The sequence below is a fragment of the Spirillospora sp. NPDC049652 genome (assembly GCF_040675125.1).
GTDB lineage: Bacteria > Actinomycetota > Actinomycetes > Streptosporangiales > Streptosporangiaceae > Spirillospora.
Genome location: NZ_JBFAOF010000191.1, coordinates 1 through 9,848 on the forward strand (window position 1 = coordinate 1; position 9,848 = coordinate 9,848).

The following is a 9,848-nucleotide window of genomic DNA, read 5'->3' on the forward strand; positions in this document are numbered from 1 at the left end:
CACGTCGCCCCGCCGGTAGGCCCCGGTGACCACCGGGCGGGGGCCGCCGCAGGCCGTCGCGAGGGCGTCGGCCAGGTCGCCGATCGTGCGGGGTCGGCCGCTCGCGATGTTGTAGGCGGCGAAGGGCGCGTAGGACGGGTGTTCCAGCGCCAGGACGTTCGCTCGGGCCACGTCCCGGACGTGGATGAAGTCGCGGCGCTGGAGGCCGTCCTCGAAGACCTGCGGGGCCTCGCCCCGGAGCAGGGCCGAGCGGAAGAGGGCGGCGACGCCCGCGTAGGGGGTGTCGCGTGGCATCCGGGGGCCGTAGACGTTGTGGTAGCGCAGGGCGATGACCGATCCGCCCGTCATGCGCGCCCACGACGCGGCGAGGTTCTCCTGGGCGAGTTTCGTGTCGGCGTACACGTTGCGCGGGTCGGCGGAGGCGCTCTCGTCGATCGTCCCGGGGCGCAGCTGCCGGGCGCATCGCGGACACGCCGGTTCGAAGACGCCGGACGCCAACGCCGACTCGGCACGCGGACGCGGACGTGTCCGGCCGTGCACGACGCATTCGTAGGAGCCTTCGCCGTAGACGACCATGGACGACGCCAGCACCAGTTTCCGCACGCCCGCGCGGGCCATCTCCGCCAGCAGGACGGACGTCCCCAGCGCATTGACGGACGTGTAGGCCGGCAGGTCGTACACGTCAACGCCGAGCCCGACCATCGCGGCCTGGTGGCAGACGGCGTCGACGCCCCGGACGGCTCGGGCGACGGCGGTCGCGTCCCGCACGTCGCCGGGGCCGCCGTTGAACCCCGTCCGAGGGGCGGTCGGCGCACCGGCGTCCGTGTCGGCCGCGGCCGCGGCAATGTCGAAGGGGACGACGTCATGGCCGGACGCCTCCAGGGCGTCCGCGATGTGCGAACCGATGAAGCCCGCCGATCCCGTGAGCAGCACTCGCATGGCCCGAACGTAGGTCGCGGAGCCGTCGCCCGGTCCGAATCCGGGGCAGCCGTATGAACCTCGTAAGAACTTCCCCGCCGGGCCGGGCGGCCCGCTGGATCCCCTCGCGAAGCGCCTTGCGACGGAAATCCGGACAGTTCTGCGCTTTACGCCCCCTGTCGGCTGTCAGGTGGCGGGTGCCGCAGGCCGGGGAGGTTCGCTTACAGCCTGACAACACGGACCTTCTTGTGGACGGCCCCGGGCATCGACGAGCATGATCTCCGCCTCGGCAAGACGTCGGCGCCCAAGGCCGTCGCCCGCACCGCGCGTCGTTGGGTTCCCGGCCTGGACGACAGGCCGAAGTCCGATCCGCTCAGGGGTCCGCGACCCCGGTTCCAAGCACGTGAAAGGGACAAGCATGAAGGTGCTCGGCAAGGCTCTGACCACGGCGGCCGCCGTGGCCGCGCTCGGCGGGGGCGTTCTCGCCACCACCGCCTCGTCCGCTGACGCCGCCGGCCGTAACGGGAAGTGCGACACCGGCGAGTTCTGCCTGTACTACAACAGCAACCAGAAGGGCTCGCTCTCCGACTTCACCGGGTCGATCGGCAACTACGGGGACAAGCAGCCGGGCTGCTACGACTTCAAGAGCGCGGGCGCGGGCAAGGGCAAGTGCGTCAAGAACGCCGCCGCGTCCGTCTGGAACCGCAGCAGCAAGACCGTCCGCGTGTACTTCAACAGCAACTACGGCGGCCGGTACCAGGACTTCAAGGCCGGGGCGAAGGGCAACCTCAACTCCGGTCTGAAGAACCAGAACGCCTCGCACTCGTTCGGCGTCCCGAAGCCCGGCAGCGGGCAGACGCCGCGCAACGACTACGACCACAACGCGCGCGGCTTCGCCCAGAACAACTGCACCGCGTTCGCCGCCTACCGCATCGCGAGCCGCCTCGGGGTCCGCAGCTTCAACAACCACTGGAAGACGACCTGGGGCAACGCCGGCATGTGGGACAACGCCGCGCGCCGGGTCGGGGTGAAGGTCGACAAGACGCCGAAGGTCGGCGCGATCGCCGTCAACGACGTCCACAAGGTCGGCCACGTCGCCTACGTGAACAAGGTCTACTCGGACGGCTCGTTCGACGTCGAGGAGTACAACTGGAACACGCCGCTGCACTACGGCACGCGGCACCACCTGCGCGTGAGCAACGCCCAGTCGGCCTTCCAGTGGATGCTCCACTTCTGATCGCCCGGCCCCGCTCCCCCGCCGTGACGTGAGCCTCGGCGAGGAGTGAGAGCGCGGGTGGGGGCTTGTGCCTCCACCCGCGCTTTTCCGTTTCCCTCAGTTGGCGTGGAAGTCGTAGGGAAGGTCGTCGTAGACCTTGTAGACGCAGTCCGCGCCCTGCAGGCACTTGCCCCAGTGGACGGCCTTCGAGGGGTAGTAGAGGAAGTCGCCTCGGCCGATGCGGGCGTGCGGTCCGCCCTCGACGTTCCAGACCAGCTTCCCCGAGATGCCCAGGACGTGCTCGGGGCTGGTGTGCCAGTGCGGGGCGAACTCGGTGCCCGCCTTCAGGCGGAAGACGCTTTCGGACGGGCCCGTCGCGGGGTTGCCGCGCAGCGGCTTGTAGGTGCATCCGGCGAGGCCCTCGCAGGGCAGCCACCGGCCGCCGTGGAGCGGAACGTAGACCGGCTCGTCCGCGGTGGGTGTCGGCACGGTTGTCGGCGCGGGGGACGTCTGGGCGGCGGCTTCGGAGGCGGTGAGCAGGAGCCCGGCGGCTCCCGCCGCGAGCACGAGGTGACGCAGGCGCATCAGGGACACTCCAATATTCGGACTGCGGTCCGCTTATAGTAAACGGACCGCAGTCCGGATGTCCATCCGGCCGCCGTGCCGCGCGGGTTCCGGGGGAACGCCGACCCTCGATGCGCGGGCCGGAGCCGGTGCATGGGCCGGGTCAGCGGACCAGCCGGAAGAACGCGCGGACATCGGTGACCAGCAGGTCGGGTGCTTCCATCGCGGCGAAGTGGCCGCCCCGGTCGAACTCCGACCAGTGCACGACACGGTGTTCGCGTTCGGCGATCCGCCGGACCCCGGCGTCACCGGGGAAGACGGCGACGCCGTGCGGCACCGCCGAGTACTCGGACGCCGCGCCCCAGCCCTTCCGGCCTTCCTTGTAGAGGCGGGCGGCCGAGGCGGCCGTCCCGGTGAACCAGTAGATGCTCACGTCGGTGAGCATCTGGTCGAGGTCCACCGCGTCCTGAGGCAGTTCGCGGGCCGGGTCGGTCCACTCCTTGAACTTCTCCACGATCCACGCCAGCTGGGCCGCGGGCGAGTCGTGCAGCCCGAACGCCAGGGTCTGCGGCCGAGTCGCCTGGATGATCGCGTAACCGGCCCGGTCCTGGTCCTGGTACTGGCCGAGGCGGGCGAGCTCGGCAGGGGTGAGCCCGTCGAACTCGGCCGGGTCGCCGCCCGGGAACCCGAGCGCGCCGTTGACGTGCACGCCGACGACGTTCTGCGGGGCGATGCGGCCGAGCATCGGCGAGATGACCGAGCCGCTGTCGCCGCCCTGCGCGCCGTATCGCCGGTAACCGAGCCGGTTCATCAGCTCCGCCCACGCCCGTGCGACCCGCTGCAGGTCCCAGCCGGTCTCGGTGGTGGGCCCCGAGAACCCGAACCCGGGGATCGACGGGGCGACGACGTGGAAGGCGTCGGCCGGGTCGCCGCCGTGGGCTCGGGGATCGGTGAGCGGGCCGATGACCTTGGTGAACTCGGCGATCGAACCGGGCCAGCCGTGCGTGAGGATCAGCGGGATCGCGTCCGGCTCGGGCGAGCGGACGTGCAGGAAGTGGATGTTCTGGCCGTCGATCTCGGTCGTGAACTGCGGATACTCGTTGAGGGCTGCCTCCTGCCCGCGCCAGTCGTATGCCGTCCGCCAGTACTCGGCCAGCTCCTTCGCGTACGAGGACGGGACGCCGTACGACCAGCCGGTGCCGGGCAGCTCGTCCGGCCAGCGGGTGCGAGCCAGCCGGTCGCGGAGGTCCTCCAGGTCGGCTTGGGGGATGTCGATCCGGAACGGGGTGATTTGCGCCATGCCTGGGACGTTAGGATCTGCCTAGGACGAGTCCGGTCCTAGGTTGGCGCAGGATGAAAGCATGTTGGAGACCTCGGCACGACTCCTCCGATTGCTGTCCCTCCTGCAGACCCACCGCGACTGGTCCGGCGCGGAACTGGCGGAGCGGCTCGGCGTCACGATGCGGACCGTACGGCGCGACGTGGACCGGCTGCGAGAACTGGGTTATCCCGTGCACGCCACCGCCGGCGCGCCGGGCTACCGGCTGGGCGCCGGGTCCGACCTGCCGCCGCTGCTGCTCGATGACGACGAGGCGGTCGCAGTGGCGGTGGGGCTGAGGACGGCCGCAGGAGGCACCGTCGCCGGGATCGAGGAGACGTCCGTGCGGGCGCTCGCGAAGCTCGAACGGGTGCTGCCCGCACGACTGAGGCATCGGGTTCATGCGCTGCAGTCGATGACCGTGCCCATGACCGGGGCCGCGGCGCCCGTGGACCCCGGAGCGCTGACCGCCATCGCCGCGGCCTGCCGAGATCACGAGGTACTGCGGTTCGACTACCGGTCGCACCAGGACCGGGAGAGCCGCCGTTCGGCCGAGCCCTATCGGCTCGTGCATTCGGGACGCCGGTGGTATCTCGTGGGCTGGGACCTCGGCAAGGAGGACTGGCGGACGTACCGGGTCGACCGGCTGCGCCTGAGGACGCCGAACGGGCCGCGCTTCGTCCCCCGGGACCCGCCCGACGACGACCTCGCCGCCTACGTGGCCCGGGCGATCTCCAGCGCTCCGTACCGCTTTCAGGTGCGCTTGACCATGCACGCCCCGGCCGAGGTCGTGGCCGAGCACATGCCGCCGACGGTGGCGACGGTGGAGCACGTCGACGCGGAGACATGCGTCCTGCTGTGCGGTGCGAACAGCCTCGACGAGATCATCGTGTGGGTCGCCCTGATGGACATCGGGTTCGAGGTGCACGACCCGCCGGAGCTGGTCGAGCGGCTCGGCGCCATGGCCGACCGTCTCCGGGCGGCACGCGTTCGGTGATCAGGGCGCGCAGCGCCTCGTCGACCTCGTGGATCGTCTAGAGGTATCCCTCGCGGATGGCGTAGGCGACCGCGTGCGCGCGGTTGCGCAGGTGCAGGCGGCTCATCACGCCGTGCAGGACGTTCTTGACGGTGCGTTCGGAGTAGGAGAGCCTCGCGGCGATCTCGGCGGTGTCCATGCCGTCCGCGACCAGCCCGAGCACATCCAGCTCGCGCTGTGCGAGGCCGATGGCGCCGCCGCCCGGCGCGTTCGCGCCGCGCTGGATCCGGCCGACCTGTTCGAGCAGCCGGCCGAGCAGGTCCGGGGGAAGGTCCGCGCCACCGCGCGCGGCCGCGAGGACGGCCCGGGCGAGGGTGTCCGCGCTGGCCTCGTGCCGCCAGAGGATGGCGGCCACTCCGGCCTCGACGGCGTCCAGGAGCTGGGCCTCCTTGAGGTGCGCGGCGACCAGCACCGTGCGGGTCCGGCCGGCGCGCGAGTAGCGGCGCAGCGCGCCCCGGGTCGGCTCGTCCACGGTGTCGGCGACCACGACGGCGACCTCCGCGACCTCGGCGTCCGCGTCGTCGACGAGCCGGAGTCCGGCGCGGCCGCGCAGGGCGGAGGTGACTCCGGCGAGGGTGATGGGGTCCGGAGCGTGCACCACGACGGGAATGCCGGACGCGGTCAGGGTCATTTTCGCGGTCTCTCCCTCGGGCAGCGCGGATTCGGCGGCGGATTCGGCGGCGGGATCGGCCGCACCCGGCCCGCTCGGGGCCGGCGCCTGCCGCACCTGATCTTTTAAGAGTCGGCTCGGCCGGGATCTGTTCGGGCACGCCCGGGGTTCCGTGCGTCCGGACATCCGGTGCGCCCGGTCTCCGCTTGCCTTCCGGGGGTCGGCCGGCCGACTCTTGAGCCCGGTTCGATCTTGGGGGACGCCGATGATCCGGGTGCTGCTGGCCGAGGACGTGCGCATCCTGCGCGAGGCACTGGCCGGGCTGCTGTCGCTGGAGGACGGGATCGAGGTCGTCGCCCAGGTCGAGCGCGGCGACGCGGTCGTGCGCGCGGCGCTGGACGCGCGGCCCGACGTCGCGGTGATCGACATCGAGCTGCCCGGCCGGGACGGGATCGACGCCGCCGCGGAGCTGAAGGAGCGCCTGCCGGCGTGCCGCACCCTGATCCTCACCGGCGTCGGACGGCCCGGCACGCTGCGCCGGGCCCTGTCGGCGCAGGTCGCCGGGTTCATGGTCAAGGAGGCGGCGCCCGCCGAGCTGGCCGACGCGATCCGCAAGGTCGCCGCGGGCGGCCGCGTGGTGGACCCGCAGCTCGCGTTCGCGGCGCTCGCCGTCCAGGACTGCCCGCTCACCGAACGGGAGGTCGAGGTGCTCCGGCTGACCGCCGAGGGCGACGAGCCCACCGAGGTCGCCGCCCGGGCCGGGCTCGCGTACGGAACCGTCCGCAACTACCTGGCGTCCGCGGTGACCAAGCTGAACGCCCGCAACCGCGTGGACGCCATCCGCATCGCCACCGACGCCGGCTGGATCTGACCCGTCCCCCGCACGCTGGACAGCGCGCGGGGGGGACGGCGCGGACGCCGCCCGATGGGCAGGGTGGTCGCTACGCGGCGGACAGGGCGGGCGCGGGGAACTCGGCGACCAGCGTGAACCGGTCGTCCTCGCGCCGGACGGTCAGCGTGCCGCCCGCCTCCGCGCTCCGCGCCCGTAGGTTGGCCAGCCCGGTGCCGCCGCCGTCCAGGACGCCGTCGCGCGCGCCGTCGTTGGACACGCTGAGCCGCAGCCCGTCCGCGCGCGCCGAAATCTCGATCGCGCACGCGCGGGCGCCACCGTGATCACCGCCGTGTTCGGGGTGGCCCAGACGGTCATCTGGAGCGTCTCGACGGTGCCCTGCCGCAGCAGCGGCCCGATCTCGTCCCAGGTCATGCCGCCACCTCCGTGCCGGGAGCGGCGTGGACCTCGATGGTCAGGCCCGCGTCGCGCAGGTGCGCGAGCTGGGCGGCGTTGACGTCGGGGGCGCCGGGCAGCTCGATGCGCAGCCGCCCGATCCGGGTCCCGCCGACCTCCTCGACCGCGCCGCCGAGGATGTTCACGTCGATCGCGTAGGTGCGGGCGAGGGACGACACGAACGGCCGGTCGGCCGCGTCGCCCTCGAACGTCACGTCCACGACGGTGCGGTCGGGGCCGACGTCGGGGACGGGCAGGGGGAACAGGTCCCGGGCCAGCTCGGAGCCGGGCCGCAGCAGCAGCTCGCGGACGGTTCCGGACTCCACCACCCGGCCGTCGCGCATGATCGCGGCCGAGTCGCAGATGCGCTTCACCACGTCCATCTCGTGCGTGATGAGCAGGACGGTCAGCCCGAGCCGGTCGCGCAGGTCGCGCAGCAGCGCGAGGATCGACGCGGTCGTCTCGGGGTCGAGCGCGGAGGTCGCCTCGTCCGACAGCAGCACCTTGGGCCGGCCGGCGAGCGCGCGGGCGATCCCGACGCGCTGCTTCTGGCCGCCGGAGATCTGCGCCGGGTACGCGCCGGCGTGCTCGGCGAGGCCGACGAGGTCGAGCAGCTCGGCGACCCGGTCGGCGCGCTCGGCCCGCGGCACGCCCATGACCTCCAGCGGGAACGCGACGTTCCCGGCCACAGTCCGGCTGGACAGCAGGCCGAAGTGCTGGTGGATCATGCCGATGCCCTGCCGGGCCGCGCGCAGCTCGCCGCCGGAGAGCGTGAGCAGGTCGCGGCCGGCCACCTCGATCCGTCCCGCGTCGGGACGTTCCAGCAGGTTGACGCAGCGCAGCAGGGTGCTCTTGCCGGCGCCGGAGCGGCCGAGGACGCCGAAGATCTCGCCCTCGCGGACGGAGAGGTCGACGCCGTCGACGGCCGTGAGCTCGCGGCCTCGGGCCCGGTAGGTTTTCCGGAGTTTCTCGATCTGGATCACAGGAATTATCCGTGCAGGCGACCGCGCCCGGACCGGGCGGCGGTGGGACGGGACAAGGGCGGGTCGGAGACAGGGCGGATGGAACGGGAGACCTGAGAACACGGACCGCGGACGGGAATCGCACCTGGACGGGCACGAAGCGACCGCCTGTTCAGGCGTTCACGCGTTCATGCCGTCACGGGCTCGCGTTCTCACCGGCGGGGGCTCCGCCGGTGCGTCCGGCGGCGGCTCAGGCGCGGCCGGGCGGGTACGGCGCGTGGCTCAGCAGGTGGCGTTGGATGATCATGTGGAGGTGCGGCTTCCGGTCACGGGGATCGTCGGAGGTCGCTCGCTTCGGGGCGCGAGACAGGGGTCGGCGGGGGCCCTCAGCGGTCACACATTCGACACACGCGCATACACCCCATGACCCGCGTCATCTGCGGGCGGCACTGCTGGCACGGGCGTACGGCGGTCATAGCCCGGTAGTAAACCCGCCGGACGCCCGGGACGCAAATTGATAAAGCACGACTACCTGCGCAAACGTGCCCCAGGTCACACGATCACGGACAGCCCGGGCCCTCTACGGACGTCAGTAGTGGACGTCGACGGAGCCCGAGCCCGTCGTCAGGTCGAGACTGTTCGCCGACGAGGAGTCGACGATGCCGTCCGCGATCTCCCACGAGCCGGAGCCGGAGCGGCCGGAAAGCGCGTAGCGCGACCCTGCCGGAACGGCCAGCGCGATGGAGCCGGAGCCGGTGCGCGCGACGACCCGCTGGGGGGCGCTGGTGAACCCCAGGTCGATCGAGCCCGATCCGGCCGTGGCGCTCACGTCTCCGCTGCGCAACCGCTCGCCGTTGACCGAACCACTACCGACGCGCGCCCGCACCGGCCCGGACAGGTCGGAGAGCTCCAGCGTGCCGGAGTTGCCCACGACGTCGACACCGCCCGACAGGCCGCGTACGGCCAAAGTCCCGGAGGCGACCCGGCCCCGCACGCTGACGCCCGGCGGCACGCTCAGCGTCACCTCCGCGTCGCAGAGGCCGAACCGGTTGAAGGCGCCGTCCTCGCAGATCGCCTTGAGCCTCAGCGTGTCGCCGTCCCACGAGGTTCGGATTTGCGGGCGGGCCAGCGTCCAGTGCAGGTCCTTGCGGAGCCGCGCCTGCCCGGACGCCGCCGACCGGACGGTCACCGCCGCGGACGTCGCGTCGATCTCGACGGCCCTCAGGGCGTGCGGCGGCAGCGTCTCGGAGGTGTCGGACGACCGTTCGAGCTGCACCCCGGCGACCTCCAGGCCCAGGGGGACGGCGACGACCAGCGCGGTCAGGGCAGCCAGCCAGAGCCACGGCCCCCGCCTGCGCGGACGCCCCGGATCGGCGGGTGCGGCGGCGTACCGCTCGCCGGCGGTCCCCGGCTCGTCGGTGGCGGTCATCATGTGGAGTCTCCGTCCAGGAAGCGCAGGACGGCGAGCACCCGGCGGTGGTCGCCCTCGGCGTGCGGGAGGTCGAGCTTGGCGAAGATGTTGTTGATGTGCTTGGCGACGGCGCTCTCGCTCACGACCAGGCCGGCGGCGATGCCCGCGTTCGAGCGGCCCTCCGCCATCAGCGCGAGCACCTCGCGCTCGCGCGGGGTGAGCCGTTCGAGAGGGTCGCTGTGGCGGCGCAGCAGCAGCTGGGAGACGACCTCGGGGTCCAGGGCGGTGCCGCCGGCGGCGACCCGGCGCAGCGCGTCCAGGAAGCCCGACACGTCCGCGACCCGGTCCTTCAGCAGGTAGCCGACGCCGCTCGTGTTGGTGGCGAGCAGGTCGGCCGCGTACCGCTCCTCCACGTACTGGGACAGCAGCAGGACCGACACGTCCGGGAACTCCTTGCGGAGCACGAGCGCGGCGCGGACGCCCTCGTCGGTGAAGCCGGGCGGCATCCGGACGTCCACGATCGCGGCG

At 72.4% G+C, this 9,848-nt stretch carries 11 protein-coding genes; 3 read left to right on the top strand and 8 right to left on the bottom strand.

What is annotated here, in order from left to right; translation table 11 throughout:
• On the bottom strand, positions 1-939 hold a 939-nt coding region (locus AB0J52_RS15305; RefSeq protein WP_500182206.1), incomplete at its 3' end, for an NAD-dependent epimerase/dehydratase family protein.
• 397 nt (positions 940-1,336) lie between these two features.
• Between AB0J52_RS15305 and AB0J52_RS15310 the strand changes: the two genes are divergently transcribed.
• Entirely contained in the window at positions 1,337-2,155 is an 819-nt protein-coding gene (locus tag AB0J52_RS15310; RefSeq protein ID WP_500182207.1) for a CHAP domain-containing protein, read from the top strand.
• Between the two features lie 96 nt (positions 2,156-2,251).
• Here the strand turns inward: AB0J52_RS15310 and AB0J52_RS15315 are convergent, their stop codons facing one another.
• Complete coding sequence (locus tag AB0J52_RS15315; protein ID WP_500182208.1) at positions 2,252-2,719, bottom strand: cupin domain-containing protein; 468 nt, start codon at positions 2,717-2,719, stop codon at positions 2,252-2,254.
• Positions 2,720-2,861: 142 nt separating this feature from the next.
• Positions 2,862-3,998: an epoxide hydrolase family protein gene (locus AB0J52_RS15320; protein ID WP_500182209.1), complete on the bottom strand. Its 1,137-nt coding sequence runs from the start codon at positions 3,996-3,998 to the stop codon at positions 2,862-2,864.
• Positions 3,999-4,059: 61 nt separating this feature from the next.
• Between AB0J52_RS15320 and AB0J52_RS15325 the strand changes: the two genes are divergently transcribed.
• Complete coding sequence (locus AB0J52_RS15325) at positions 4,060-5,013, top strand: helix-turn-helix transcriptional regulator (protein WP_500182210.1); 954 nt, start codon at positions 4,060-4,062, stop codon at positions 5,011-5,013.
• Positions 5,014-5,050: 37 nt separating this feature from the next.
• Here AB0J52_RS15325 and AB0J52_RS15330 read toward each other — a convergent pair whose 3' ends face one another.
• Entirely contained in the window at positions 5,051-5,779 is a 729-nt protein-coding gene (locus tag AB0J52_RS15330; RefSeq protein ID WP_500182211.1) for a helix-turn-helix transcriptional regulator, read from the bottom strand.
• Between the two features lie 148 nt (positions 5,780-5,927).
• On the opposite strand from AB0J52_RS15330, the gene AB0J52_RS15335 reads away from it, so the two are divergent.
• Positions 5,928-6,533 (top strand): response regulator transcription factor, encoded by a 606-nt coding sequence (locus AB0J52_RS15335; RefSeq protein ID WP_500182212.1) that lies wholly within the window; start codon positions 5,928-5,930, stop codon positions 6,531-6,533.
• A 70-nt stretch (positions 6,534-6,603) separates the two neighbouring features.
• On the opposite strand, the gene AB0J52_RS15340 is transcribed toward AB0J52_RS15335, so the two are convergent.
• The 4 genes from AB0J52_RS15340 to AB0J52_RS15355 form a co-directional block, all read right to left on the bottom strand.
• The gene (locus tag AB0J52_RS15340) at positions 6,604-6,771 is read right to left on the bottom strand and encodes a hypothetical protein (RefSeq protein ID WP_500182213.1); all 168 of its coding nucleotides are present in this window, start codon (positions 6,769-6,771) and stop codon (positions 6,604-6,606) included.
• A gap of 151 nt (positions 6,772-6,922) precedes the next feature.
• On the bottom strand, positions 6,923-7,930 hold the full coding sequence (locus AB0J52_RS15345) for a methionine ABC transporter ATP-binding protein (RefSeq protein WP_500182214.1): 1,008 nt from the start codon (positions 7,928-7,930) through the stop codon (positions 6,923-6,925).
• 568 nt (positions 7,931-8,498) lie between these two features.
• Positions 8,499-9,341 (bottom strand): DUF4097 family beta strand repeat-containing protein, encoded by an 843-nt coding sequence (locus AB0J52_RS15350; RefSeq protein WP_500182215.1) that lies wholly within the window; start codon positions 9,339-9,341, stop codon positions 8,499-8,501.
• On the bottom strand, positions 9,338-9,848 hold a 511-nt coding region (locus AB0J52_RS15355), incomplete at its 5' end, for a LuxR C-terminal-related transcriptional regulator (protein ID WP_500182216.1). The genes AB0J52_RS15355 and AB0J52_RS15350, both read right to left, overlap by 4 nt.

Coding starts and splice junctions, on each gene's coding strand:
- AB0J52_RS15310 (WP_500182207.1), top strand. CDS start 1,337: ATGAAGGTGCTCGGCAAGGCTCTGACCACGGCGGCCGCCGTGGCCGCG.
- AB0J52_RS15315 (WP_500182208.1), bottom strand. CDS start 2,719: ATGCGCCTGCGTCACCTCGTGCTCGCGGCGGGAGCCGCCGGGCTCCTG.
- AB0J52_RS15320 (WP_500182209.1), bottom strand. CDS start 3,998: ATGGCGCAAATCACCCCGTTCCGGATCGACATCCCCCAAGCCGACCTG.
- AB0J52_RS15325 (WP_500182210.1), top strand. CDS start 4,060: ATGTTGGAGACCTCGGCACGACTCCTCCGATTGCTGTCCCTCCTGCAG.
- AB0J52_RS15335 (WP_500182212.1), top strand. CDS start 5,928: ATGATCCGGGTGCTGCTGGCCGAGGACGTGCGCATCCTGCGCGAGGCA.
- AB0J52_RS15350 (WP_500182215.1), bottom strand. CDS start 9,341: ATGATGACCGCCACCGACGAGCCGGGGACCGCCGGCGAGCGGTACGCC.